Origin of the sequence: Streptomyces sp. NBC_00286, from assembly GCF_036173125.1 — a bacterium.
Taxonomy (GTDB): domain Bacteria; phylum Actinomycetota; class Actinomycetes; order Streptomycetales; family Streptomycetaceae; genus Streptomyces.
The window spans coordinates 1,910,032-1,936,084 of sequence record NZ_CP108054.1 but is presented as its reverse complement, the minus strand read 5'-3'; the positions used below and the strand labels follow the sequence as shown (position 1 = coordinate 1,936,084).

The 26,053-nt window shown below is 70.7% G+C and carries 23 protein-coding genes; 15 read left to right on the top strand and 8 right to left on the bottom strand.

Translation table 11 applies throughout. The features are described 5' to 3' along the window. Nucleotide 1 precedes the first annotated feature (1 nt). The 4 genes from alc (at nt 2) to OHT21_RS08755 (ending at nt 4,158) form a co-directional block, all read left to right on the top strand. The gene (gene alc, locus OHT21_RS08770) at nt 2-1,132 is read left to right on the top strand and encodes an allantoicase (RefSeq protein ID WP_328767687.1); all 1,131 of its coding nucleotides are present in this window, start codon (nt 2-4) and stop codon (nt 1,130-1,132) included. Nucleotides 1,133-1,232: 100 nt separating this feature from the next. Then, nucleotides 1,233-1,862 (top strand): dihydrofolate reductase family protein, encoded by a 630-nt coding sequence (locus tag OHT21_RS08765; RefSeq protein ID WP_328767686.1) that lies wholly within the window; start codon nt 1,233-1,235, stop codon nt 1,860-1,862. A 152-nt stretch (nt 1,863-2,014) separates the two neighbouring features. Further along, the gene (locus OHT21_RS08760; protein WP_328767685.1) at nt 2,015-3,208 is read left to right on the top strand and encodes an FAD-dependent monooxygenase; all 1,194 of its coding nucleotides are present in this window, start codon (nt 2,015-2,017) and stop codon (nt 3,206-3,208) included. Further along, the gene (locus tag OHT21_RS08755) at nt 3,205-4,158 is read left to right on the top strand and encodes an intradiol ring-cleavage dioxygenase (protein WP_443050330.1); all 954 of its coding nucleotides are present in this window, start codon (nt 3,205-3,207) and stop codon (nt 4,156-4,158) included. The genes OHT21_RS08760 and OHT21_RS08755 overlap by 4 nt, the downstream gene beginning before the upstream one ends. Before the next feature lie 190 nt (nt 4,159-4,348). On the opposite strand, the gene OHT21_RS08750 is transcribed toward OHT21_RS08755, so the two are convergent. Together OHT21_RS08750 and OHT21_RS08745 are read right to left on the bottom strand one after the other, a co-directional pair. Then, nucleotides 4,349-4,744 (bottom strand): ribonuclease domain-containing protein, encoded by a 396-nt coding sequence (locus tag OHT21_RS08750; RefSeq protein ID WP_328767684.1) that lies wholly within the window; start codon nt 4,742-4,744, stop codon nt 4,349-4,351. A gap of 132 nt (nt 4,745-4,876) precedes the next feature. Then, the gene (locus OHT21_RS08745; protein ID WP_328767683.1) at nt 4,877-5,077 is read right to left on the bottom strand and encodes a hypothetical protein; all 201 of its coding nucleotides are present in this window, start codon (nt 5,075-5,077) and stop codon (nt 4,877-4,879) included. 252 nt (nt 5,078-5,329) lie between these two features. On the opposite strand from OHT21_RS08745, the gene OHT21_RS08740 reads away from it, so the two are divergent. Continuing rightward, nucleotides 5,330-6,604 carry a sensor histidine kinase gene (locus OHT21_RS08740; protein WP_328774006.1) on the top strand — a complete coding sequence of 425 codons (1,275 nt, stop codon included), beginning with the start codon at nt 5,330-5,332 and terminating at the stop codon, nt 6,602-6,604. Nucleotides 6,605-6,671: 67 nt separating this feature from the next. Continuing rightward, nucleotides 6,672-7,346 (top strand): response regulator transcription factor, encoded by a 675-nt coding sequence (locus tag OHT21_RS08735; protein WP_328767682.1) that lies wholly within the window; start codon nt 6,672-6,674, stop codon nt 7,344-7,346. A 12-nt stretch (nt 7,347-7,358) separates the two neighbouring features. On the opposite strand, the gene OHT21_RS08730 is transcribed toward OHT21_RS08735, so the two are convergent. Then, on the bottom strand, nt 7,359-8,372 hold the full coding sequence (locus OHT21_RS08730) for a Gfo/Idh/MocA family protein (protein ID WP_328767681.1): 1,014 nt from the start codon (nt 8,370-8,372) through the stop codon (nt 7,359-7,361). A gap of 127 nt (nt 8,373-8,499) precedes the next feature. On the opposite strand from OHT21_RS08730, the gene OHT21_RS08725 reads away from it, so the two are divergent. The 5 genes from OHT21_RS08725 to OHT21_RS08705 all read left to right on the top strand — a co-directional run bounded on the left by OHT21_RS08725 (nt 8,500) and on the right by OHT21_RS08705 (nt 16,646). Further along, on the top strand, nt 8,500-9,237 hold the full coding sequence (locus OHT21_RS08725; protein WP_328774005.1) for a GntR family transcriptional regulator: 738 nt from the start codon (nt 8,500-8,502) through the stop codon (nt 9,235-9,237). A gap of 218 nt (nt 9,238-9,455) precedes the next feature. Then, nucleotides 9,456-10,607 (top strand): ROK family glucokinase, encoded by a 1,152-nt coding sequence (locus OHT21_RS08720; protein WP_328767680.1) that lies wholly within the window; start codon nt 9,456-9,458, stop codon nt 10,605-10,607. Further along, entirely contained in the window at nt 10,604-11,185 is a 582-nt protein-coding gene (locus tag OHT21_RS08715; protein WP_328767679.1) for a sugar kinase, read from the top strand. Before OHT21_RS08720 ends, OHT21_RS08715 begins: the two co-directional genes overlap by 4 nt. A gap of 176 nt (nt 11,186-11,361) precedes the next feature. Then, nucleotides 11,362-14,241, top strand: coding sequence for a DEAD/DEAH box helicase (locus OHT21_RS08710; RefSeq protein ID WP_328767678.1), 2,880 nt, complete (start codon nt 11,362-11,364; stop codon nt 14,239-14,241). Between the two features lie 491 nt (nt 14,242-14,732). Next, entirely contained in the window at nt 14,733-16,646 is a 1,914-nt protein-coding gene (locus OHT21_RS08705; RefSeq protein WP_443050622.1) for an SWIM zinc finger family protein, read from the top strand. 489 nt (nt 16,647-17,135) lie between these two features. Here the strand turns inward: OHT21_RS08705 and OHT21_RS08700 are convergent, their stop codons facing one another. From OHT21_RS08700 to OHT21_RS08685, 4 genes are read right to left on the bottom strand one after another with little or no spacing between them, the layout of a single operon-like run. Beyond that, complete coding sequence (locus tag OHT21_RS08700; protein ID WP_328767677.1) at nt 17,136-18,017, bottom strand: biotin-dependent carboxyltransferase family protein; 882 nt, start codon at nt 18,015-18,017, stop codon at nt 17,136-17,138. Next, entirely contained in the window at nt 18,014-18,682 is a 669-nt protein-coding gene (locus OHT21_RS08695; protein WP_328767676.1) for a 5-oxoprolinase subunit B family protein, read from the bottom strand. Before OHT21_RS08695 ends, OHT21_RS08700 begins: the two co-directional genes overlap by 4 nt. Next, nucleotides 18,679-19,443: a LamB/YcsF family protein gene (locus OHT21_RS08690; protein ID WP_328767675.1), complete on the bottom strand. Its 765-nt coding sequence runs from the start codon at nt 19,441-19,443 to the stop codon at nt 18,679-18,681. The genes OHT21_RS08695 and OHT21_RS08690 overlap by 4 nt, the downstream gene beginning before the upstream one ends. Before the next feature lie 53 nt (nt 19,444-19,496). After that, nucleotides 19,497-20,291 (bottom strand): putative hydro-lyase, encoded by a 795-nt coding sequence (locus tag OHT21_RS08685; RefSeq protein ID WP_328767674.1) that lies wholly within the window; start codon nt 20,289-20,291, stop codon nt 19,497-19,499. Between the two features lie 207 nt (nt 20,292-20,498). Between OHT21_RS08685 and OHT21_RS08680 the strand changes: the two genes are divergently transcribed. Next, nucleotides 20,499-21,194, top strand: coding sequence for a GntR family transcriptional regulator (locus tag OHT21_RS08680; protein WP_328767673.1), 696 nt, complete (start codon nt 20,499-20,501; stop codon nt 21,192-21,194). Between the two features lie 146 nt (nt 21,195-21,340). On the opposite strand, the gene OHT21_RS08675 is transcribed toward OHT21_RS08680, so the two are convergent. After that, on the bottom strand, nt 21,341-22,609 hold the full coding sequence (locus OHT21_RS08675; RefSeq protein WP_328767672.1) for an MFS transporter: 1,269 nt from the start codon (nt 22,607-22,609) through the stop codon (nt 21,341-21,343). 556 nt (nt 22,610-23,165) lie between these two features. Here OHT21_RS08675 and pcaDC point away from each other — a divergent pair. From pcaDC to OHT21_RS08660, 3 genes are all read left to right on the top strand, one after another. After that, complete coding sequence (gene pcaDC, locus OHT21_RS08670) at nt 23,166-24,461, top strand: bifunctional 3-oxoadipate enol-lactonase/4-carboxymuconolactone decarboxylase PcaDC (protein WP_328767671.1); 1,296 nt, start codon at nt 23,166-23,168, stop codon at nt 24,459-24,461. Nucleotides 24,462-24,540: 79 nt separating this feature from the next. Continuing rightward, nucleotides 24,541-25,176 (top strand): MBL fold metallo-hydrolase, encoded by a 636-nt coding sequence (locus OHT21_RS08665; RefSeq protein ID WP_328767670.1) that lies wholly within the window; start codon nt 24,541-24,543, stop codon nt 25,174-25,176. A 52-nt stretch (nt 25,177-25,228) separates the two neighbouring features. Further along, nucleotides 25,229-26,008 carry an exodeoxyribonuclease III gene (locus OHT21_RS08660; protein WP_328767669.1) on the top strand — a complete coding sequence of 260 codons (780 nt, stop codon included), beginning with the start codon at nt 25,229-25,231 and terminating at the stop codon, nt 26,006-26,008. The last annotated feature ends 45 nt before the right edge of the window (nt 26,009-26,053 follow it).

The window sequence follows — 26,053 nt, the reverse complement described above, 5'->3', positions numbered from 1 at the left end:
CGTGACGGCGCAGCATGAATCCCCTGTGGCTCGTTTCACCGGCGACGCGAGCCCGTACGGGGGCGGCGACCCGTACGCGGACTACCGCACCGCCGACTTCCCGTTCACGCGGTACGCCAACCTCGCCGACCGCCGGCTCGGCGCCGGGGTCGTCGCCGCCAACGACGAGTTCTTCGCCCAGCGCGAGAATCTCCTCGTGCCCGAGCGCGCCGAGTTCGATCCCGAGCGCTTCGGGCACAAGGGCAAGATCATGGACGGCTGGGAGACCCGGCGCCGCCGGGGCGCCTCCGCCGAGCATCCGTGGCCCACGGCCGAGGACCACGACTGGGCGCTGGTACGGCTCGGCGCCCCCGGTGTCGTACGCGGCGTCGTCGTCGACACCGCGCACTTCCGCGGCAACTATCCGCAGGCGGTGTCGGTCGAGGGCGTGTCGGTGCCCGGCTCCCCGTCGCCGGAGGAACTGCTGTCGGACGACGTGAAGTGGACAACTCTCGTGCCCCGTACGGCGGTTGGCGGGCACGCGGTCAATGGCTTCGACGTCGCTCTGGAGCAGCGCTTCACGCACCTGCGCGTCAATCAGCATCCTGATGGGGGCATCGCACGCCTGCGCGTGTACGGCGAGGTGGTCCCGGACCCCGAGTGGCTGTCCGTGCTCGGCACCTTCGACGTCGTGGCCCTGGAGAACGGCGGCCAGGCCGAGGACGCGTCCAACCTCTTCTACTCGCCCGCCACCAACACCATCCAGCCGGGCCGCTCCCGCGCGATGCACGAGTGCTGGGAGACGCGGCGTCGCCGCGACACGGGCCACGACTGGATCCGCTACCGGCTCGTGGCTCGGTCCGAGATCCGGGCGATCGAGATCGACACGGCGTATCTGAAGGGCAACTCGGCCGGGTGGGCCTCGGTGTCGTTGAGGGACACCGAGACCGGCGACTGGACGGAGATCCTGCCCCGCACCCGCCTCCAGCCGGACACGAACCACCGCTTCGTCCTGCCCACGCCGGCCGTGGGCACCCACGCACGCGTGGACATCTTCCCGGACGGCGGGATCTCACGGCTGCGGCTGTTCGGCTCGCTGACGGAGGAGGGCATGGCGGAGCTGCGGGGGCGGCTTCGGGAGGTGGAGGGCTGACGGGCGGGGGCGATGAACCCACGGACCGATGAGTTGCGGGCGCAAGAGCGGTCTGAACTGATGACAGAGACATCACCTCCCTCCACGGAAGGCAGTCATCATGGGCAAGCTCAGTCTCACCAGCTTCGTCACCCTCGACGGGGTCTATCAGGCCCCCGGCGGTCCCAACGAGGACACCCGCGACGGCTTCGAGCACGGCGGCTGGAGCGTTCCGTACGGCGATGAGGACTTCGGACGGTTCATCGACGAGGTCTTCGGCCGGGTGGGCGCGTTCCTGCTCGGGCGCCGTACGTACGAGATCTTCGCCGCGCACTGGCCCAGGGTCATCGACCCGGGCGACCCGGTCGCGAGCAAGCTGAACTCCCTGCCCAAGTACGTCGTCTCGTCGACCCTGACGCAGGCCGACTGGGCCGGTACCACGATCGTCCGCGGCGACCTCGCCAAGGAAGTCACCGCAATCAAGGAGAACACCGACGGCGAGCTCCAGGTCCACGGCAGCGGCGCCCTCGCCCAGTCCCTCCTGGCGCACGACCTGGTCGACACGGTGCACCTGCTGACCTTCCCCGTCGTACTCGGCACCGGCCGCCGCCTCTTCGCCGAGGGCGCCGTACCGACCGCGTTCACCCACACCGAGGCGCGCGTCACGAGCACGGGGGTCGCCATCCACACGTATGAGCTGGCGGGGCGCCCGCAGTACGGCTCGTACGAGCTGCCGCCGGACGCCGCGTAGCGCCGTGTGAGCTCTCGACCCGTGGCGATGTCCCTGGTCAGTTTGGCCAGATGTGTTCATTGAATGGACGTAGCGCTTTCGGTGCTGTCGAGGTGTCGGCAAGGATCCAAGCGTCAGCAGGACGCTCGCCCTCGAAACAGAGGAGTGGATCCATGCCCGCGCAGGTGCCAGGCCCGCGGATCGCCGTTGTCGGAGGCGGCATCGGCGGCCTGGCCGCCGCGGCCTTCTTGCGCCGGGCGGGACTGACCGCCACCGTCTACGAGCAGGCGCCCGCGCTCGGCGAGGTCGGCGCCGGACTCGTCGTCGCCCCCAATGCCGTACGACTGCTGCGGCGCCTCGGCGTCATGGAGCAACTGCTGCGCCGGGCCGTGCCGCTGGACTGGGGCTGGGAGTTCCGCCGTTGGGCAGATGGAAGCGTGCTGTCGGTGGAGAAGCTGAGCGGCGTGTGCGAGCGGCTCTATGGCGAGCGTACGTACGTCGTCCACCGGGCCGACCTGCTGGAGACCGTCAAATCGGCCGTGCCCGGCGACTGGGTCCTCCTGGGAGCCCGGTGCACCTCGATCGACGAGAACCCGCACGGTGTGCGGCTGCGCTTCGCCGACGGCAGCCGCGTAGAGGCGGACGTCGTGATCGGCGCCGACGGCGTGCACTCCGTCGTCCGGGGCACGATCGCCGATCCCGCACCACCGGCGTACTCCGGTATCTGCGCCTTCCGCACCATCGTGCCCGCCGACGCCGCCCCCGACTTCGCCCTGCGCTCCGCCCAGACTCTGTGGCTCGGGCCGGGCCGGCATTTCGTGCACTACCCGATCAACGGCGGACGGGCCGTCAATGTCGTCGCCTTCGCCCCCGCCGGGGACTACACGGACGAGTCGTGGAGCGCGACGGCCACGAGCGAGGAGTTCCACGCCGAGTTCGCCGGCTGGGACCCGAGGGTTACGGACCTCATCGCCGCCGGTGGTGTCCCCGGCCGCTGGGCGCTGCTGGACCGGGCGCCGCTGCGGCACTGGAGCCGGGGCCGGGCCACCCTGCTCGGGGATGCCGCGCATCCCATGTTCCCCTTCTTCGCCCAGGGCGCGGCCCAGTCCATCGAGGACGCCGCGGTGCTGGCGCGCTGCCTGGCCGCGTCGGCCGACGATCCCGAGCAGGCGCTGAAGCAGTACGAGGCGGTACGCATCGAACGCACCACCCGCCTCCAGCAGATCAGCCACGCCCGCCGCGACCTCAACCACCTGCCCGACGGCCCCGAACAACAGGCCCGCGACACGGCCCTCGCCGGCTCCGACCCCCTGGTGGGCAACGGCTGGATCTACGGCTACGACGCCGAGGAGGTGCCCATTTCATGAAGCGGCTCATGAACCCGCACGCCGACGACGGAAGGAACCACACCGTGACCGTCACCACGGACGACCAACAGCGCCAGGTCGAGGACGAGTTGGTACAGACCGTGCTTGCATCCTTCCGGAACACCCCGGATCCCCGGCTCAAGCAGCTGATGGAGGCCCTGGTGCGACACCTGCACGCGTTTCTGCGGGAGGTGCGCCTCACCGAGGCCGAGTGGCAGCACGCAGTCGACTTCCTCACCGCGGCCGGCCATATCACCAACGACAATCGGCAGGAGTTCATCCTGTTGTCCGACGTCCTCGGCGCCTCCATGCAGACCATCAACATGAACAACGAGGCGTCCGCCGGCGCCACGGAGGCCACCGTGGTCGGCCCGTTCTTCGTGGAGGGCTCCCCGGAAATCCCCCTGGGCGGCGACATGGCCTTCGGCGCCCCGGGAGAACCCTGCTGGGTCGAGGGCACCGTCACGGACACCGACGGCAACCCGGTGCCGGGCACGCGCTTGGAGGTGTGGGAGGCCGACGAAGACGGCCTGTACGACGTTCAGTACGACGACGGCCACACCGCGGGCCGCGCCCACCTGTACACCGACGACCGGGGCCGATATGCCTTCTGGGGACTGACTCCGACGCCGTACCCCATTCCCCACGACGGGCCGGTGGGGCGCCTGCTCGAGGAGACCGGGCGCTCGCCCCTGCGCGCGTCCCACCTGCACTTCATGGCCACGGCACCGGGCCTGCGCACCCTGGTCACCCACATCTTCGTGGAAGGCGACCAACTCCTGGACTCCGACGCCGTGTTCGGCGTCAAGGACTCCCTCGTCAAGCGCTTCGAACGACAGGCGGCCGGCACGCCCACTCCCGACGGACGCGATCTGTCCGGGCAGAGCTGGTCCCGAGTGCGCTTCGACATCGTGCTCCTTCCGGAACCTTCGCCAGGTCGTTCCAAGTGACACGCTGGCCGCGGCGGTCGATGTCGCGCTCGCGCCCTGGCAGCCCGAGGAGTGACGGGCGAGCGGCGCCGGACCGCGACCGGACGCACCTCGCCCCGCGGCCGATGAGAGTGGGGGTGCCGCGGGGCGAGGCTCTTGCTGTGGAGTTGTGGCTGTTGTTGCGGTCTGCCGGTTCGCTCGTACGTGCCGGTCAGCAGCTGTAGTCGACCAGCTTGAACGATTCGTAGTGGTCGGCGGTGTAGTAGTCCTCCTGGTGCTCCTCACCGGTGACGATGCGACGGGCACCGCGGTCGGAGGAACCAGGCGTGATCACTGTGTACTCGTGGTAGTAGCCGGTGGACTGGCTGGGGAGGAGGCCTTCCCGGTTCTGGAACACGCCGCCGTCCTGCGGGAAGGGGTAGGGACCGCCCTGCTCGATCAGGTCCAGCGTGTCGTGTGCCTGGGGCGGCAGGTTGTCGTAGCAGATGCTGCCGACCGCCGTGGGGGAGGTTTCCGTAGCGTTCGCGGTGACGGCGCCTCCTACGAGGAGGCCGGACAGGACGGCGGCCGCTGCGCCGATGCGAGTGATTCGTGGGGGGAATCTCATGGCTTCATGATGACGCGCGTAGAGAGTGGCATGTCAACGTCAAGTTCGAAGATTTGCCGTCAAGTCCGAGGTGTTTTCGGGAAGTTAACCTGTCGCGCAACGGTCCCCTGAGGTCTGGATGCCATGGCGTCATCACCCGGCTTTCCGGCTCTCGGCGAACGCGAACAGGGCGAACGACAGCACCAGCAGCGCGACGCTCGCGTAGATCTCGTAGTCGTCGAGGAAGCCGACCCGCTGTACGAGACCGATGTCCCAGTCCGTGAACTCGTGCACCAGGCCGGCGGCGCCCTGCAAGAAGGCGATCACACCGAGAAACTCCAGAACCTGCTTCATGGCAGGATCCTCGCCCTGCTGACCTCCTACGTTCATCGGCCGTGGGGCGAGGCATGTCCGACGGAAGTCTGGAGTCCGCTCGGAGTGGCCGCGCCGAAAGTCTGTGGTTGCGCGACTTTGGTCGGCGATCGTGCGCAGAGGAGCGGTGTGGGTGGCTGTGGATGCGTAGATTTGTCGACCGTGAGCGGTGACGAGCGTACGACGGGGGCGGGACCGGGAGCCGGGCCGCGAGCGGGGTCGGGAAAGGCGGGGCTGACGCCGGAGCCGGGGTCCGCGCCGGGGCCGCTGCCAGGGCGGCGCTGGCTGCCGTCGGCGGTCGCCGTCGAGATCGACCCCGACCGGGTGGCGCGCGTCGGGCGGACGGGACGGCCCCGGCGTACCGTGCGGGACTGGGCCGTGGACTTCGCCGCCTTTCTGGTGGCCGTGATCGTCGGGCTGCTCGGTGCCGACACCATGTCCCAGACCCCCGACCTCCCGCGCGGGCTGGAGGTCGCCGACCAGTGGATAGGTGCATTTTCCTGCGCCGCGGTCTGGCTGCGCCGCCGCTGGCCGGTCGGCCTCGCCGTGGTCATGGTTCCCATCAGCTTCGTCTCGACCACGGCGGGCGGGGTCGGCCTGGTCGCGCTGTTCACGCTGGCCGTGCACCGGCCCTTCAAGTACGTCGCCTGGGTCGGCGGTGCCCACGCCGTGCTGTCCCCGCTCTTCTACTATCTGCGGCCGGAGCCAGATCTCGACTACGTCCCGTCGGTGCTTCTCGCGTGGGTGCTCACCGCCGCGATCGTCGGCTGGGGCATGTACGTCCGCTCCCGCCGCCAGCTCCTGCTGAGCCTGCGGGACCGTGCCCGGCGCGCCGAGACGGAGGCCGCGCTCCGTGCCGAGCAGGCGCAGCGGCTGGCTCGGGAGGGGATCGCTCGCGAGATGCATGACGTACTGGCTCATCGGCTGACGTTGCTGAGCGTGCATGCGGGGGCGCTGGAGTTCCGGCCCGATGCGCCGCTGGAGGAGGTGGCCCGGGCTGCCGGGGTCATCCGGGAGAGTGCGCACGAGGCCTTGCAGGACCTGCGGGAGATCATCGGGGTGCTGCGGTCCGGGCCCGCGGGCGCGGAGTCGGGGGAGCCCGGCCGCCCTCAGCCGACGCTCGGGGCGCTGGAGTCGCTGGTCTCCGAGTCGCGTGAAGCCGGGATGAAGGTGAGCCTCGACAACCGCGTTGCCGATGCCGCCTCGGTGCCCGCCTCCGTCGGGCGTACCGCGTATCGGATCGCCCAGGAGGGGCTGACCAATGCGCGCAAGCACGCGCCCGGGGCGGAGGTGACGGTCTCCGTGGCGGGCGGGGCGGGCTCAGGGCTCACCGTGTCGGTACGCAATCCGGCTCCGCCGGGGGAGGTGCCGCTGGTGCCCGGATCCGGGCAGGGGTTGATCGGGTTGACGGAGCGGGCGATGTTGGCGGGGGGCCGGCTTTCGCATGGGCCGGTGGGGGATGGGGGGTTCGAGGTGTCGGCGTGGCTGCCTTGGGGCTCGGGCGGCTAGGTGCTGGGTTGACCACGCCCGCTCAACGCCCCCATAAGAGCGCCCAGTTCATGATTACGTGAGGCCCATGACTCCGATCCGTCTGCTCCTCGTCGACGATGACCCGCTGGTGCGCGCCGGGCTGGCCTTCATGATGGGCGGCGCCGATGATCTCGAGATCGTGGGGGAGGCCGCCGACGGGAGCGAGGTGGAGGAACTCGTCGAGCGGACCCGCCCCGATGTGGTGCTCATGGACATCCGCATGCCGACCGTGGACGGACTCGCTGCCACGGAACGGCTCAGGGAGCGCAAGGACGCGCCGCAGGTCGTCGTGCTGACCACCTTTCACGCCGACGAGCAGGTCCTGAGGGCGCTACGAGCGGGCGCCGCCGGATTCGTACTCAAGGACACGCCCCCAGGGGACATCCTTGAAGCCGTACGCCGTGTCGCGGCAGGCGACCCCGTGCTTTCTCCCGCCGTCACCCGCCAGTTGATGGAGCACGCGGCGGGCGGCAGCGGCCCGGACACTCGGCGCTCGACCGCCCGTACCCGCATCGCCGCGCTCAACGACCGCGAACGCGAGGTGGCCGTCGCCGTCGGCCAGGGCCACTCGAACGCCGATATCGCCCGCGAACTGTTCATGAGCGTCGCCACCGTCAAGACCCACGTGTCCCGCATCCTCGCCAAGCTGGACCTCAACAACCGCGTACAGATCGCGCTGTTGACGTATGACGCGGGGCTCTTGGAAGGCGACGGTCACTAGGGCCGCGCGTTGTCAGACCTGGCCGCCCGGGATCTCCGCCAGCGACACCAACCGGCGCTCGTGCCGCGAGAGTTCGCAGGCCTCGGCGATGCGGAGGGCGTGGAGCGCCTCGCGGCCGTCGCACGGGTTGGGCCGCTCGCCGCGTACGACCTCGACGAAGGCGTGCATTTCGGCCTCGTACGCGGGCGCGAAGCGTTCCAGGAAGCCGGTCCACGGCTTGGTCGCGGGCGGCGGGCCGGTCGGCTCCGTGGAGGCGATCGGTGTGCGGTCGTCCAGGCCGACGCCGATCTGGTCCAGCTCACCGGCCAGTTCCATGCGTACGTCGTATCCGGCGCCGTTGACCCGGGTCGCCGTCGCCGTGGCGAGCGTGCCGTCGTCCAGGGTGAGGACGGCCGCGGCGGTGTCGATGTCGTGCGCCTCGCGGAACATCGAGGGCCCGGCGTCCGAGCCCATCGCGTACACGTGGGTGATCTCATGGCCCGTGACCCAGCGCAGCATGTCGAAGTCGTGCACCAGACAGTCCCGGTACAGGCCGCCCGACAGCGGGAGATACGCGGCCGGGGGCGGTGCCTGGTCGGACGTCATCGCCCGTACGGTGTGCAGCCGCCCGAGGCTGCCCGAGCGCACCGCCTCCCGCGCGGCGGCGTAGCCCGCGTCGAAGCGGCGCTGGAAGCCCATCTGCAGGATCGTTCCGGCCGCCTCGACCTCGGCGATCGCGTTGAGCGTGCCCGGCAGATCGACGGCGATGGGCTTCTCGCAGAACACCGGGAGCCCCGCGCGTGCTGCCCGACCGATCAGTTCGGCGTGGGCCGACGTGGCCGTGGTGATGACGACGGCGTCCACGCCCCAGGTGAAGATCTCGTCGACGCCGGGAGCCGCCGTGGCGCCAAGGCGGTCCGCGAGCCCACGGGCCCGGGCGGTATCCGCGTCGGTGACGATGAGAGAGCCACCGACCTCACGGTGACGACTGAGGGCCGTCGCGTGGAATGTACCGATACGACCCGTTCCGATAAGTCCGATGCGCATGGGAACAACCTGCGGCTGAAACCAGCCCCCTGTCAAGCTTTGTCCTGACAATCGGACTTCACAACTTCCCGTCATCATTTACCAGAGCTACGCTCGCCCCGTGCCCAAACCAGAAGTGGATCCGACCGTGACGCTCCAGCTCAGCGTCGACCGGAGCAGTCCGGTGCCGTTGTACTTCCAGCTGTCCCAACAGCTCGAGGCGGCGATCGAGCACGGCGAGCTGACTCCCGGCAGCCTGCTCGGCAACGAGATCGAGCTCGCCGCGCGGCTCGGCCTGTCCCGGCCGACGGTCCGCCAGGCCATCCAGTCCCTCGTCGACAAGGGCCTCCTCGTACGCCGCCGCGGCGTCGGCACCCAGGTCGTGCACAGCCAGGTCAAGCGCCCGCTGGAACTCAGCAGCCTGTACGACGACCTGGAGGCGGCAGGCCAGCGCCCCGCGACCCGGGTCCTCGTCAACACCGTCGTCCCCGCGTCGGCCGAGATCGCCGCCGCCCTCGCGGTCGCCGAGGGCAGCGACGTACACCGCGTGGAACGCCTGCGCCTGGCCCACGGCGAGCCGATGGCGTACCTCTGCAACTTCCTGCCGCCCGGCCTCCTGGACCTGGACAGCGCCCAACTGGAGGCCACCGGCCTCTACCGCCTGATGCGCGCAGCGGGCATCACCCTGCACAGCGCCCGCCAGACGGTAGGAGCCCGAGCAGCCACCACCGTGGAGGCCGACCGCCTGGGCGAACCAGAGGGCGCCCCCCTCCTCACCATGCAACGCACCACGTTCGACGACACGGGGCGAGCGGTGGAGTACGGCACGCATACGTACAGGGCGTCGCGCTATTCGTTCGAGTTCCAGCTACTGGTACGCCCGTGAGAGTCGCGCTTCTCCAGGGGCGTGCTTTCTCCGAGTGATAAGGGGAGCGCCCCTTTAGGGGCGCGGGGCTGTGTCGATTTGCGGCTCCGCCGCGTGGGCGCGACCAGCCACAACGCACCCGTGACCCGCGAATCAGCCTGCAGCCCCCTGGGCGAGCCCAAGCGAAGCGAAGGGCCTCCCCGTGCAAGCCAGCGCCAGCGTGGGGCAGAATCGGCGCGATGAGCACCTACCGCGACCTAGCCCTCGCACACCGCGGCTCCGCAAGGGCCACCGTCCTGCGGACCGTCGGCACGCGTGAGCGCCGATCGCATCTGACGGCTCCCCGCGTCCCCACCGTCGGCATCGACATCGGCGGTACGAAGGTGATGGCGGGTGTCGTCGACGCGGACGGCAACATCCTCGAGAGGGTCCGCACCGAGACACCCGACAAGTCCAAGAGCCCCAAGGTCGTCGAGGACACCATCGTCGAGCTGGTCCTGGACCTCTCGGACCGGCACGACGTGCACGCCGTCGGCATCGGAGCGGCCGGCTGGGTCGACGCCGACCGCAACCGCGTCCTGTTCGCGCCTCACTTGTCGTGGCGCAACGAGCCTCTGAGGGACCGGATCTCCGGGCGACTCGCCGTCCCCGTCCTCGTCGACAACGACGCCAACTCCGCCGCCTGGGCGGAGTGGCGCTTCGGCGCGGGCCGTGGCGAGGACCATCTGGTCATGATCACGTTGGGTACGGGTATCGGCGGCGCGATCCTCGAGGACGGGCAGGTCAAGCGCGGAAAGTTCGGTGTGGCGGGCGAGTTCGGCCATATGCAGGTCGTACCCGGCGGCCACCGCTGCCCCTGCGGCAACCGCGGCTGCTGGGAGCAGTACAGCTCCGGCAACGCGCTGGTGCGCGAGGCCCGCGAACTCGCCGCCGCCGACTCCCCGGTGGCGTACGGCATCATCGAGCACGTCAAGGGCAACATCTCCGAGATCACCGGCCCGATGATCACCGAGCTGGCCCGTGAGGGCGACGCGATGTGCGTCGAACTGCTCCAGGACATCGGCCAGTGGCTCGGCGTCGGCATCGCGAACCTGGCCGCCGCGCTCGACCCCTCCTGCTTCGTCATCGGCGGCGGTGTCTCGGCGGCCGACGACCTGCTGATCGGCCCCGCGCGGGACGCCTTCCGACGCCATCTGACCGGCCGCGGCTACCGCCCCGAGGCCCGTGTCGCCCGCGCCCAGCTCGGCCCCGAGGCCGGCATGGTCGGCGCCGCCGATCTCGCCCGGCTCGTCGCCCGCCGCTTCCGGCGCGCCAATCGGCGCAGGGTGGAGCGCTATGAGCGATACGAGCGGTATGTGCAGTCGCGCCGTACGACGCAGGGGTCGCTGTGACGACCACTTCGCTGCCCAACCAGACGCCGTCGCCCGACGAGCCGCGCCCGCCCGAGGGCCGCGGCCACATGATCCGCCGCCGCGCCCTGACGCTGCTGATCATCGTGCTGCTGATCGGCATCCCGGCCGGCTATCTGGTCATCTCCGCCAACCAGAGCCGTGACAGCGGCAGGACCAAGGAGGAGAAGTACGCCGCCAGGGGACTCACCCCTGACTGGCCCTCGCGGGTCCAGCGCCGTCTCTACAACGTGCCGATTCCGCCGGGCTCGAAGGAAGTCGCGTACTACGAGACGAACAACTGGCGGACCAGCCGCCTGTACGTCCAGTTCCTCACCAGCGACGACGGCCTCGACACCTTCCTCAAGAGCGTCGGCACCAGCCGCTCCGCCCTGGAGAAGGACGACTTCCCCATCAGCGCCCGGCACCGGAACATCGTCGAGTGGGACTTCACGACACCCGGCCCCTGGTCGGGCCTCACACGGGCGCGGAAGAACCCGACCCCGACCCTGGACATGGTCGTGAACTGGTCGAGGCCCGGCCATCCCATGGTGTACGTGGTCGCCAGAACGACGCCCTGACCCTACTCACCCCTTGGCATCCCTCACCTTCCTGACTGTTCCTGACCTGCCGGTTCGGCCGCCGGGTCCGAATGTCAGACCCGGCCCGTACAGTCGAAGACGAGTGATCCGACTGGTCCGACGGGTGCCGCGGCCGGTCGGTCTGGTGCGACGTGGGTGAGGAGGTGGCGGGGAGCATGAGCGTGGCGGAAGTCGAGGGGCGGCGTGTGGAAGAAGCCGCGCCGACCGCGGTGCCGGTTCGGCTCGCTGCCGTCTTTCTCCCCGCCGGACTGCCACGAGACGGTCGCATCGCCTTCTGGGACCCGGACGGCGGGCCGCTGCCGGAGGGCGAGCAGAGCGAGCTGACGGTCGTACGGCGGCACGGCGCGGGCGTCAGGCGGGGACCGGCGCCCGCCCTGAGCCTGACGGTCGGCGAGGCGTTGCCTCTGCTCGTACGGGCTCGGCGGGACCCCGCGGCACACCCCGCCACGGCCTGCTGGGGCGCGGCCGCGCTGCACGCGCTGCGGCTCCTCGCGCGCGGGCGACTGCTGCCCGGACTGACGAGGGACGGCTACGACGCCTGGCGCGCCGGGCCGCTGGATCCGGACGACATCGCGCACTTGAGAGCGGTGGCGGCGGCCCTCCCGTACGAGGGCCATGCGGTACCTCTCCCTGGTCGGGGCACTCTCCAACTGCCCGACCCGGAAGCGCTGATGCGTGCCTTCCTCGACGCCGTCGCCGACACGCTGCCACGCACCGAGGCCGCGCCGTACGCCGTGGGGAAACCCTTCGCCGCGCGCGAGCCGCAGCGGCTGCCGGACGCCCGGGACTGGGCGGCGGAGGTCGCCGCGGGCATGGACGCGGGCGTACGGATCTCGCTGCGCCTGGACCTGTCCGCGTACGAGCTCTTCGATGACAGTGACCGCGACAGTGGCAACGGCGACGGTGAGGCGATGCGGCGGGCGGGCGCGGCCGTCGTTCAGGTGCACAGCCTTGCCGACCCCACCCTTGTCGTCGACGCCGCGGCCCTGTGGGCGGGCGAGGCCGACGGGACGTTCGGGCCTCGCGCGCGTGTGGACGCCGCCCTGGCGGTTCGGCGCGCGGCGCGCGTATGGCCGCCGCTGGACCGGCTGTCGGAGCAGGACGTGCCGGACGTACTGGCGCTGTCCGAGGGCGAGTTGTCCGATCTGCTCGGCGTCGCGGCGACCCGTCTCGGTGCGGCCGGAGTCGCCGTGCACTGGCCCCGTGACCTGGCCCAGGACCTGAGTGCGGCGGCGGTGGTGCGTCCGGCGCCCGGCTCGGCGACGGACGGTACGGGGTTCTTCGAGAGCGAGGAACTGCTCCAGTTCCGCTGGCAGTTGGCGCTCGGCGGCGATCCGCTCAGCGAGGCCGAGATGGACGAGCTGGCCGAGGCACACCGGCCCGTCGTACGGCTGCGGGACCGGTGGGTGCTCGTCGATCCGGCCCTCGTCCGCAAGGCGCGTAAACGCGAACTGGGCCTGCTCGACCCGGTCGACGCGCTCTCCGCCGCGCTCACCGGCAGCGCGGAGGCCGACGGGGAGACGGTCGAGGCGGTGCCCGTCGGGGCGCTGGCCGCGTTGCGTGACCGGCTGACGGCGGGGGTGCGGCCCGCCGAGCCGCCCGCCGGTCTGACGGCGACGCTGCGGGACTACCAACTGCGTGGGCTGGCCTGGCTCGACCTGATGACCTCGCTCGGCCTCGGCGGCTGCCTCGCCGACGACATGGGGCTCGGCAAGACCGTCACCGTCATCGCCCTCCACCTAAAGCGGGCGCGCAGCGAGCCGACCCTGGTCGTCTGCCCGGCCTCGCTGCTCGGCAACTGGCAGCGGGAGATCAACCGGTTCGCCCCGGGCGTCCCCGTCCGCCGCTACCACGGGCCGGGCCGCACCCTGGACGACCTGGACGGCGGCTTCGTCCTCACCACGTACGGGACGATGCGGTCCGGGGCGGCCCGGCTCGCCCAGCAGCGGTGGGGCATGGTCGTCGCGGACGAGGCGCAGCACGTCAAAAACCCGTACTCGGCCACAGCGAAGGCCCTGCGTACGATCCCCGCGCCCGCCAGGGTCGCCCTGAGCGGGACACCTGTGGAGAACAACCTCTCCGAACTCTGGGCCCTGCTCGACTGGACGACCCCCGGACTCCTCGGCCCGCTGAAGTCCTTCCGCGCCCGGCACGCGCGCGCGGTGGAGAACGGCGAGGACGAGGAGGCCGTGTCCCGCCTCGCGCGCCTGATCCGCCCCTTCTTGCTGCGCCGTAAGAAGTCCGACCCCGGCATCGTCCCCGAGCTGCCGCCGAAGACGGAGACGGACCACCCCGTCCCGCTCACCCGTGAACAGGCCGCGCTCTACGAGGCGGTGGTCCGCGAGTCCATGCTCGCGATCGAGACGACGGACGGCATCGCCCGCCGGGGCCTGGTGCTGAAGCTGCTGGGCGCGCTGAAGCAGATCTGCGACCACCCCGCGCTGTACCTGAAGGAGGACGTCCTGCCGAAGGACGCCTCGCCGAAGGCCGGCGACCGGCTCGCCGCCCGGTCCGGCAAACTCGCCCTGCTGGACGAGCTGTTGGACACGCTGCTCGCCGAGGACGGTTCGGCGCTCGTCTTCACCCAGTACGTGGGGATGGCGCGGCTGATCACCTCCCATCTCGCGGCCAGAGCGGTACCGGTCGAGCTGTTGCACGGCGGTACGCCGGTGCCCGAGCGCGAACACATGGTGGACCGCTTCCAGAGCGGGGCGACGCCAGTCCTGGTCCTGTCCCTGAAGGCGGCCGGCACAGGCCTGAACCTCACGCGCGCGGGCCACGTCATCCACTTCGACCGCTGGTGGAACCCGGCAGTCGAGGAACAGGCCACCGACCGCGCCTACCGCATCGGCCAGACCCAACCCGTCCAGGTCCACCGCCTCATCACCGAGGGCACAGTAGAAGACCGCATCGCCGAAATGCTCGCGTCCAAGCGGGCACTGGCCGACGCGATCTTGGGCTCCGGTGAGGCATCCCTCACGGAGCTCACCGACCGCGAGCTGTCGGACCTGGTATCACTCCGGAGGCCGACGTGATGTCAGCCGACCCCAACGCATCAGCCGAGCCCAACGAGTCGCGGGGGCGCGGCAACTCCGCCGAGAGCGGCACGGCCTCCGAGCGGGGCCGGTCGGTGCAGCCGTCGCACGGAGGTGTACGTCCGGACCCGTCGTCCTCATCCGGTGAGGCCCGGCCTGGCGATGTGGCCCGCCGTGCCCTGTGGGCGGCGCGGCGTGGCGAGGCCGGGGACTCCGGAGCCGACTCGGAGAAGGACGGCTCCGCCGCGCCGCAGGCGCGACCGGCGACACGGGGCACGGATCGCCCGGCCCCCGAGACGAACGCCGCCCGGCTGCGGACGCCACCGCAGGCGCCCCGTCCGGGGGACGTGGCGCGTGAGGCTTTGCGAGCCGCGTCCGGTCGGGCCGCGGGCGCTGCGTCTCGCGTGGAAGGCGGGGCGGAGGCATCCCCGCCGACCGGTGACGGGGTGCCTGGAGCGGCGGGGACTGGGGGCGACGTGCGCTCCGGTGCGATGGCCGAGCCGTCGGATGATGGCCGTGCCGAGGGTGGCCGTCCCGACCCCCGCCGTGTCGAGGGTGGCCGTCCCGACCCCCGCCGTGTCGAGGGTGGCCGTCCCGACCCCCGCCGTGTCGAGGGTGGCCGTCCCGACCCCCGCCGTGTCGAGGGTGGCCGTCCCGACCCCCGCCGTGCCGAGGGTGGCCGTCCCGATGCCGGTCGTCCCGACGTTGGTCGGCCCGGCAGCGGCGGGTCCTCCGGTACTCCGCGCCCCGGTGATGTGGCCCGCGAGGCGCTTCGCGCGGCCCGAACCGGTGCGAGTCGGTCCCGTGCAGCCGTGGGGGACAAGGGAGTTGGTCGGCCGAGCCGTCTCGTCGACCCGAAGCCTTCCGGCTCTGAACGGTCGCCGAGGACAACCGACCGCGGCGCGGCGGCTCCCCGCGACGCCGCCTCCTCGGCGACGAACCCGGAGTCCGCTCCTCCGCCCATCGGGCGAGCGATCCCACCCAGTGCGGCACCCGCGTCCGCCATCGGTTCCGTCGGCCGAGGCGCCCGTACGCGACCCACCGGACCCCGGACGGCCGCGGACGTTTCGGCGCCGCGTTCCAGCTCCGTGCCTGACGAAGCCCCCCGCCCGAACACCACACTCCCGTCCCTCGGCACCGACCTGCGCCGTACCTTCCCCGCCCTGCCGCCGCGGCCACCAGGTGAGGACAGGTTCGCCGAGAGCTGGTGGGGCAACGCATGGGTGCGGGCGTTGGAGGAGGCCGCGCTGGATCCGGCGCGGCTTGGTCGCGGGCGGGCGTATGCGGGCAAGGGGCACGTGGATGCCGTGACCGTCACGCCGGGGCTTGTGCTCGCGTATGTGCACGGGAGCCGGCCGCGGCCGTACCGGGTGCAGATCCGGATGCGCACGCTCGCGGACGAGGACTGGGAGCGGTTCCTGGACGCTGCTGCCGAACGGCCGGGGCACATCGCGGCGTTGCTCGACAAGGACATGCCCCAGTCGCTCGCCGAGTGCGGGGTCGAACTGCTCCCCGGCCCCGGAGACCTTGAACCGCACTGCAGCTGCCCCGACTTCGGCCACCCCTGCAAGCACGCGGCCGCCCTCTGCTACCAAACGGCCCGGCTGCTGGACGAAGACCCCTTCGTACTGCTCCTGCTGCGCGGCCGAGGCGAGCGCGAGCTGCTGGACGAGCTGTCGCGCCGCAACGCCACCCTGGCCGCCCGCTCGGCCCAGGCGGGGCAGGAAGGCCAGGAGGGCCGGGAAGGCAAAGAACCCGGACTCCCCGGCGTACGCGCCCGTGACGCCCTGGCGCCCCGCCAACTCCCGCCGCTGCCCGAGCCGTTGCCCCCGCCCGCGCACCCCGAGCAGCCGCCCGCCTATCCGGCGTCTCCAGGCGGCCCGGACCCGTTCGCCCTCGACCAGCTGGCCACCGACGCGGCCACCCGAGCGCACGCGCTGCTCACCACGGGACGTGACCCGGTCGCGGAGCTGACGCTCTGGCAAGACGCCGTCCGGCTCGCCGCCACCCGCCCCGGCTCCGGCCTCACCGCCACCACCCGCGCCCTCTACGCGTCCCTCGCCTCCGCCGCCGGCCGCACCCCCGCCGACCTGGCACGCGCGGTCGCCGCCTGGCGCCAGGGCGGACTCGAAGGGCTGGCCGTCCTCGAGGAACCCTGGGACCCGCCGGCAGGCCGCTTCGACCGCGCCCGCCCGCTCCTCCTGGCCGCCGACTTCCCCGCCTTCCGCCCCTGGCACAACCACCTCACCCACCCTCGCGGCCACATACAGCTCCGCCTCGGCCACGACGGCGTCTGGTACGCGTACGAATCGGAACCGGGCCACGACGACTGGTGGCCCCGAGGCACCCCCGACCTCGACCCGGTCGGCGCTCTCACCGGCCTGGGCTCACCGACCGAACCATGACCGCGACGCGGAGCATGTTGTCAGGGTCAGCTGCCCTGACCCCCGCTGCCTGTTAAAGGGCCGTCAGGCCGACCGGCTCGGTGGCGCGGACTGGTGGAGCGACGGGCGAGGCGTAGGGCACGTCGGGGAGAGGAGCACGGACCACCTGGTGGCAGTGCGGACAGCGGACGTCCTGACCTGTCCGGTCGGCCGGGGCCGCGAGCAAGTGCCCGCACGAGGCGTGGAATTGCTGCGGCTGCTGACTTGCGTGCGTGTGTGGTGCCTTCTCCATGGTTACGCCGGCGCACCAAGTGGGCGTGCCCCGGGCCAGGGCTCGTCAGCCGTCCGCCGACAGACTCGCCTCTTGCTCTCTTGTGCCCTCTTGGTCGGCTGATTCGCCAGCCGAATATAAGGGCCGATGGCCAACTCCGCCTCCAGGAACGGCGGGTAACAGTAGAATTCCCCGATTCTCCGCCGGGTTTGGCGCGCGCGGATGCGGAGTGTTTGGGGTCACCCTGTCCGAACGCGGCGGCGCACCGGAACAAACCGCAGCGGAAGCCCCGGCACCGCCTGGGCCGCGGCGGCCAGCCTCCTCTCGGGGACCACACCGATCACCGGGTAGCCGCCGGTGGTCGGGGAGTCGGCGAGGAAGACCACCGGTCTGCCGTCGGGCGGGACCTGGATCGCCCCGATCACCATGCCTTCGCTGGGCAGTTCGCCGTGCACCGCGCGCTCCAGGACGGGCCCTTCCGTTCGCAGGGCGATGCGGTTGCTCTGGGTCGAGATGGCGAAGCGGGCGGTGGCGAGAGTACGTAGCGCGGCGGGAGTGAACCAGTCGTCGCGCGGACCCGGGAACACGGGCAGCACCAGTTCGCGGGGCGGGCCCGGCCAGAACACCGTGTCGGCGTAACGAGGTTGGCCCTGCGCCGCCCCGATCGGCAGCACGTCCCCGTCTCGCAGAGGGGCGGGCCCCAGGCCGGAGAGCAGGTCGGTGGAGCGGCTCCCCAGAACCGGGGGGACCTCGATGCCGCCGCCCACCGCGACATAGCTGCGCAGTCCGCAGGCGGCCGTGCCCACCTCGAGCACCGCACCGGCAGGCACATACACGGGGCTCCCGAACGCCGCCGGTCGGCCGTCGATCCGTACGGCGGCGGGGGCCCCGGTGACCGCGACGGTCATGGGCCGGCCGGCCCGTACCGCCACGCCGGTCAGCGTGGTCTCCAGCGTTGCCGCGTCGGCGGGGTTGCCCACCAGCCGGTTCGCCAGTGCGTGGGCGGGCTGGTCCAGCGCGCCCGACCGGGGCACGCCCAGGTGGGCGTGGCCGAACCGACCCAGGTCTTGAAGCGTGGTGAGGGCTCCGGCCCGTACGACCTCGAGCTTGCCGTCGCTCACGGGCACCTCACGCGCCGGCCGCCGTCCTCCGCGGACGAGGGTGTGCACTTGGACGGCTCCTCGGGTACGAACCGCACCCGCGTCCCCGGGCTGAGCAGCGCCGCCGGTTCGCGCTCCATGTCCCACAGCGGAACCTGCGTCGTCCCGATGAGCTGCCAGCCGCCCGGTGAGGAACGCGGATAGATGCCGGTGTACGCGCCGGCGAGTGCCACGGAGCCCTTGGGCACCGAGGTGCGCGGGGCATCACGACGCGGTACGCGGAAGGCGTCGCCGAGCCCCGTCATGTACGCGAATCCCGGGGCGAATCCGCAGAACGCGACCCGGTGCTCGATGCCGCTGTGCACGCCCACCACCTCGTCCTCCGTCACGCCCCACAACTGGGCGACGGCGGACAGGTCGGCGCCGTCATAGCGGACCGGAATCTCCAGCAGCGGGCCGCTGTCCGCGGCCGACTCCGGTACGGTCCACCGGCTCACCTCGGCACGCAGCCGCTCCGCGTCCGGAACTCCGTAGAGCAGCACCGTCTTCTCCCCGGGCACGATCTCCCTGAGCGTCAGCAAGCCCGCGTCGCGGCGGCGCACCACCTCGGCGTGCATCGCCTGAGCCTCCCGCGGAGTCTCCAGGTCGATCAGCAGCGAGTCCTCACCGACCGGCAGCGCCCTCATGCGGCCGCCTCCACATGGACCCCGGCGTCCTCCAGTGCGGTGCGTACGCGCTGCGCCAGTTCCACGGCACCGGGCGTGTCACCGTGCAGGCACAGGGACCTGGCCCGTACGGATACGGGCTTGCCGTCGGGTGTCGTGGTACGGCTCTCGGTGGCCAGCCCGAGGGCCTGCTCGACGACCTGCCGCGGATCGGTGATCACGGCGCCCGGAGTGCCGCGCGGGACCAGCGTTCCCGCCTCGGTGTAGGCACGGTCCGCGAACGCCTCGGTGACGCAGCCCAGTCCAGCCGCGTCCGCCCGGCGGAGGACGGCGGAGCCGGGCAGGCACATCACCGGCAGCCGGGGGTCGGCCAATCGGATCCCACGGACCACGGCCTCGGCCTGCTCCTCGTCGTGCACCACCCGGTTGTACAGCGCCCCATGTGGCTTGACGTAGGCGACCTTCGTTCCCGCCGCCCGGGCGAACACCTCGAGCGCGCCGATCTGGTAGGCGACCTCGGCGGTCAGCTCGTCCGCGGGCAGGCTCATGTCCCTGCGCCCGAACCCGGTCAGGTCCCGGTAGGAGACGTGCGCTCCGATGGTCACGCCCCTCTCGGCCGCGCCCTCGCAGACCCTGCGCATCGTCGCGGCGTCGCCCGCATGGAAGCCGCAGGCGACGTTGGCGCTGGTGACCACGGACAACAGGGCCTCGTCGTCGGTGAGTGCCCACCGTCCGTACCCCTCCGCGAGGTCCGCGTTGAGGTCAATCACGCTGTCGGTCATCGCTTGCTCGGTCTCCTCGGAGTCATCCGTGTTCTGTCCGGCGGTCAGGGGCCTTACACGATGCGGTAGTTCACATCCCGGGCGTCGGTGATCAGCATGTAGCCGGGCGCGTGGGTGATCGCGAAGGGCGGCCGTGAGGCCATCAGCGCGGCCTGCGGGGTGACACCGCACGCCCAGAACACCGGTACGTCCCCGGCCTCGCCCTCCACCGGGTCACCGAAGTCCGGGCGGGAGAGGTCCTTGATGCCCAGCTCCGCGGGATCACCCACGTGTACGGGACCGCCGTGCACGGCCGGCATCAGAGCGCTGATCCGGGTCGCGGCGTCGACGAGTCCGGCCGGAATCTGGCGCATGGAGACCACGAGCGGACCGTGCATCCGGCCGGCCGGGCGGCAGGGCCGGTCCGTACGGAACATGGCGACGTTGCGCCCCTGGTCGATGTGGCGCATCGGCACTCCCGCGTCCGCCAGGGCACCTTCGAAGGTGAAGCTGCATCCGATCAGGAAGGTGACCAGGTCGTCCCGCCAGACATCGCGGACATCCGTCGGCTCGTCGGCCAGCTCGCCGTTCGACCAGACGCGGTAGCGAGGGAGGTCGGTGCGCAGGTCGGCGTCGGGGGCGAGAGCGGTGGTCCACGATCCCGGGTCGGTGACGTCGAGGACCGGACAGGCTTTGGGGTTGCGCTGGCAGAACAGCAGGACGTCGTACGCCCAGTCCGCGGGCACCGAGATGAGGTTGGCCTGGGTGTACCCGGTGCACCAGCCGTCCGTGGGGGTGCTGGCGCCCGCACGGAAGACGGCCCGGGCCTGTGCGGGCGTCTGTGCTCTGGTCCGGACTGCTTCCGTCATCGCGGTCCTCTCGTCACGGCAGTTCGGACTGCTCCTGCCTGCGGGGGTGCGCGTGCCTTCATCAGACCCGCGACCCAACTTTAAGGGATTGTTGAACGATCCGACAAGGGGACTTGTTGTTTCGTTCTCGCTTTCTCGATTCACTGGTGGAGAGACATTTTGAGCCGCCGCAGTAAGCCGGTCGGCCCCGTTCGAAGGATGGACGTCATGGCTGCCGAGATCGACCCGGCCGTGCTCATGGGTGACCGCGAACTGCTCGGCCGCTCCAGTACTGCCGACCGGGTGGCCGAGATTCTGCGTACGCGCATCGCGGAGGGGTACCTGGCGCCGGGCAGCAAGCTCTCGGAGGACTCCATCGGGCAGGCTCTCGGGGTCTCCCGCAACACGCTCCGCGAGGCGTTCCGCCTGCTCACCCACGAGCGGCTCCTCACTCACGAACTCAACCGCGGGGTCTTCGTACGCAGGCTCACGGTCCAGGACGTCGTCGACATCTACCGCGTACGCAAACTCATAGAGTGCGCCGCGGTACGCAGCCTCAGCATGCCGCCCTACGACCTGAGCCAGGCCGAAGCCGCGGTCGCCGAAGGCGAGAAGGCGTCGGAGGAGGGTGCCTGGGCCGACCTCGGGACGGCCAACATCCACTTCCACCAGGCGGTGGTGGGCCTCGCCCGCAGCACCCGTCTGAACGAGCTGATGAGGGGCGTACTCGCCGAACTGCGCCTGGTCTTCCACGCGATGGACAACCCACGCGGCTTTCACGAGCCGTACCTGCCGCGCAACCGCGAAGTCCTCTCCGCCCTCCGGGAAGCGAACGTCGTCAGGGCGGAACTGCTGCTGAGTTCGTACCTCGACGACGCCGAGAAGCAGCTGGTCGAGAGGTACTCGGAAAGCTTCGGGGGCTAGGTTCTGTGGCGTACAGGCCCTGGAAGGAGGCCCGCGCGCACGGCAGTTGTGACACGACCCCTGTCCCGCAGCCTGCTCAAGAAACCGCTCAGACCGTGCAGTCACCCGCACTGCACGGTCTGAGCGGTTTTTTGAGCAGGGCAGGTTCAGCGGAGCTCGGTGCCCTTGGTCTCGGGCAGCCCCAGGAGTGCGACCACCGCGACGGCATAGCCGATGGCGCCGTAGGTCAGCGCGCCGCCGACACCCCCGGAGAATCCGACCGCCGTCGGGAAAACCGCTCCGAGGGCGCGTCCGACGTTGTACGTGAGGCTCTGGCCGGTGCCGCGGACCTCGACCGGGTAGAGCTCGGCGAGATACGAGCCGAAGCCGGAGAAGATGGCCGAGGCGCAGAAGCCGAGCGGGAAGCCGGCGAACATGAGCAGGGTGTTGGAGCCCTCGGGAATGTTGACGTACGTCATCAGCAGGCCGGCGCTGAGGAAGGCGAAGATGGCGAAGGACTTCTTGCGGCCCAGCCGATCGATGACGACTCCGGCGAGGACGTAGCCGCAGAAGGCGCCGGTGATGAGGACGAAGAGGTAGCCGCCGGTGCCGATGGCGGACAGTCCGCGTTCGGTCTTGAGGTAGGTGGGCAGCCAGGTGGCGAAGGTGTAGTAGCCACCCATCACGCCCATGGACAACATGGTCGCGAAGATGGTCCTGCGGGCCAGGCCGCCTTGGAAGACGGCGATCACCGGAACGCGGGCGTCCTTCTTGGTGAGCTTCTCCGCGACCTCGGGGGCGTCCTTCACGCGGAGGCGTACGTAGATCAGCAGTACGGCGGGCAGGGCGCCGGTCCAGAACAGGATCCGCCAGACGATGTCCTGGTCCACCGTGTCGATGAGGATGGTGGAGACGAGGACGGCCAGTCCCCAGCCGACCGCCCAGGAGGCCTGCACCCAGGCGAGGACCTGGCCGCGGTAGCGCGGCTTGGCGTACTCGGCGACCAGGATGGCGCCCGCCGCCCATTCGCCGCCGAAGCCGATGCCCTGGAGCGTGCGCATCGCGAGCAGCATCTCGTAGCTGTTGGCGAAGCCGCAGGCCACGGTGAACACGGCGTAGGTGACCACCGTGATCATGAGGGTTTTGACCCGGCCCACCCGGTCGATCAGCACCCCGGCGAGGACGCCGCCGACCGCGGACGCGAGCAGGGTGGCCGTGGTCAGCAGGCCGGTCTGGGAGGTGCTGAGGCTGAAGTACGCCGCGATGGCCGCCATGCCCAGCGGCAGCACCTGGAAGTCGTAGGAGTCGAGGGCGTATCCGCCGAACGCCCCTTTGAAGGCACGTCGGCCCTGGGTGGACATCGACCGGTACCAGGCGAAGGCGCCGGTTACCTCATCGGCCGCGGTGGCCGTCGTTCGTGTGGGTGTGGTTGTCACGCTGGACCTCACGGGAAGAGGGGACTGGCTGAACGAGACGTCGTGTCAGAGCAGTTGAGGGTCGTCGGGCGGTCCTCGTGAGTCCGGCCGCTGGGGCCTGCCGGTTCGTGGACCTGGCTTGGCACTCGATGTTTGAATAAGCTAGAGATCGTTGAACAATCCTTCAAGAGGTATGGAGGTTTTTTCTACGAGGCGTTTCCGTTTCCCGCGGGTTTCGCGGGCGACGCTGATGCGATCCGGCCACTCCTGGAGGGAGGTTCGTGCAGGGGCTGTGCCGGACGCTCCAGGCGAGCGACCGAGGCGCAGTCAGACGAGGTCCTGAGTATTGAAGAATCGTTCAACGATCTGTCCCTGACTATGTGCCTGTGAAGACCACCAAGAAGTCGTTCACCGTGTGGTGTTCAAGCCCCTGGTTGGGGAGATCCGGCAAGGCTTTTCAGGCCCTTCACGCCGAGACGTAGGGGTTCCCCTCACACTCGACGCTGCGACCCGCATGCGTGCCGTTAGGTTGGGACCGGCCGTGTGAGAACCCGTGAGAGATGAGAGGGTCTGACGGGTGAGCGAGACACCACCGAACACCACCCTGCAATACCGCTTTGACGGGCCAGAAGACGCACCTGTCCTGGTCCTGGGCCCCTCCCTGGGCACGACCTGGCATATGTGGGACCGCCAGGTCCCGGAGCTGATGAAGCACTGGAGGGTGTTCCGGTTCGATCTGCCGGGCCACGGCGGCGCCCCCGCATACCCGGCCGGCTCGGTCACCGATCTCGCCGGCCGGTTGCTCGCCACACTCGACGGACTCGGCGTCCAGCGGTTCGGCTACGCGGGCTGCGCGCTCGGCGGCGCAGTCGGTACGGAGCTGGCTCTGCGCCACCCGCAGCGGGTCGCCTCGCTCGCCCTGATCGCCGCCTCTCCGCGCTTCGGCACGGCCGACGAGTTTCGCCAGCGCGGAGTGATCGTACGGACGAACGGCCTCGACCCCATCGCCCGTACGTCCCCGGAGCGCTGGTTCACCACCGGCTTCGCCGCCGCCCAGCCCGCGATCACCGAGTGGGCCGTGCAGATGGTGCGCACCACCGACCCCGGCTGCTACATCGCCGCCTGCGAGGCGCTCGCCTCCTTCGACGTACGCCCCGAACTCGGCCGCGTCGGCGTGCCCACGCTCGTCCTCGTCGGCTCCGACGACCAGGTCACAGGACCCGCCGAGGCCCGCACCCTGGTCGCCGGAATACCGGACGCCCGCCTCGCCGTCGTACCCGGCGCCTCACATCTGGTCCCCGTGGAGCAGCCCGCCGCGGTCACCGACCTCCTCGTACGGCACTTCACCAGCGCCTGGCAGCCCGCCTTCGACACGACCTCCGGCCATATGGCGATCGCCGCGTCCCCGGTCAAGCCGGTGCTGGCCGCGGCCTCGCCGGTCACGCCCGTCGCCGAGATCGCCGCCGCCGAGCAGCCCGAGGCCCTGAGCAGGCCCGACCCGTACGACGCGGGCATCAAGGTCCGCCGTGAGGTGCTCGGCGACGCGCATGTGGACCGGGCGTTCGCCCAGGCTGACGAGTTCTCCGGGGACTTCCAGGAGTTCATCACGCGCTACGCCTGGGGCGAGGTCTGGGACCGGCCCGGTCTCGACAGACGCTCCCGCAGCTGCGTCACCCTCACCGCCCTCGTCGCGGGCGGCCACCTCGAAGAGCTCGCCTTCCACATCCGGGCCGCCCTCCGCAACGGCCTCACTCCGGCCGAGATCAAGGAAGTACTCCTCCACGCGGCCGTCTACTGCGGCGTACCGGCAGCGAACAGCGCCTTCAAGGTGGCGCAGCAGGTCATCCGCGAGGAGACCACGCCTCAGGAGTGAGCGGCCGGGTATCCCTGGGGAGCCCGGCAGGGGCCCCGGGAGTGCGCCCGCTCAAGACGGCGGGGGCAGGATGGAAAGCATGAAGCTCACGAAGAAGTCGCACGCCTGTATCCGGCTCGAGAAGGACGGGCGCATGCTCGTCATCGACCCCGGCGGTTTCAGCGAGGAGGACGCCGCGGTCGGCGCGGACGCGATCCTGGTCACGCACGAGCACCCCGACCACTTCGACGAGGGCCGCCTGCGAGCCGGTCTCGAGGCCAACCCAGGCGCCGAGCTGTGGACCCTGAAGTCCGTCTCCGACCAGATCGCGGCGGCGTTCCCCGGCCGCGTGCACACCGTCGGCCACGGCGACACCTTCACCGCCGCGGGCTTCGACATCCAGGTCCACGGCGAACTGCACGCCGTCATCCACCCCGACATCCCGCGCATCACCAACGTCGGCTATCTCGTCGACGGCGGCAGAGTCTTCCACCCGGGCGACGCCCTCACCGTCCCCGACCAGCCGGTAGAGACGCTGATGCTCCCGGTCATGGCCCCCTGGAACAAGATCGCCGAAGTCATCGAGTACGTACGCGAGGTCAAACCCCAACGCGCGTACGACATCCACGACGCCCTCCTCACCGACCTCGCCCGCCCCATCTACGACCGTCAGATCGGCGGCCTGGGCGGCGCGGAACACCTGCGGCTGACGCCGGGCACTTCGGCCGAACTCTGAGCTCATGCCTCCTGCGGGTCCGTTGTCAGACCCTCCCGGTAAGTTGTGAGGCATGCGGATTGCCACCTGGAACGTGAACTCGATCACCGCCCGCCTCCCCAGGCTGCTGGCCTGGCTGGAGAGCAGCGGCACCGACGTGCTGTGCCTCCAGGAGGCCAAGACCACCGCCGAGCAGTTCCCCACCGACGAACTGACCAAGCTGGGCTACGAGTCGGCGGTGCACGCGACAGGCCGGTGGAACGGCGTGGCGGTGATCTCCCGCGCAGGCCTCGAAGACGTGGTCAAGGGCCTGCCCGGCGACCCCGGTTACGACGGCGTCCAGGAGCCCCGCGCCATAGCGGCGACCTGCGGCCCGATCCGCGTCTGGTCGGTGTACGTGCCGAACGGCCGAGAGGTGGACCACCCCCACTTCGCCTACAAACTCCAGTGGATCGAGGCCCTCAAGGCAGCGGTAGCGGGCGACGCGTCCGGCAGCCGCCCCTTCGCGGTCCTGGGCGACTACAACATCGCCCCGACGGACGAAGACGTCTACGACATCGCAGCCTTCGAGGGCTCCACCCACGTCACCCCCGCCGAACGAGCCGCCCTCACCGAACTCCGCGAGTCCGGCCTCACGGACGTGATCCCGCGCCCCCTCAAGTACGACCACCCCTACACGTACTGGGACTACCGCCAACTCTGCTTCCCCAAAAACCGAGGCATGCGAATCGACTTGGTCTACGGCAACGAGCCCTTCACCAAGGCGGTCAAGGACTCGTACGTCGACAGGGAGGAGCGAAAGGGCAAGGGCGCGTCGGACCACGCTCCGGTGGTAGTGGACTTGGACGTGTAGGCATGGCGCTTCGGTGCATCCGGGCGCCTGTCTGGGGGCGCCCTT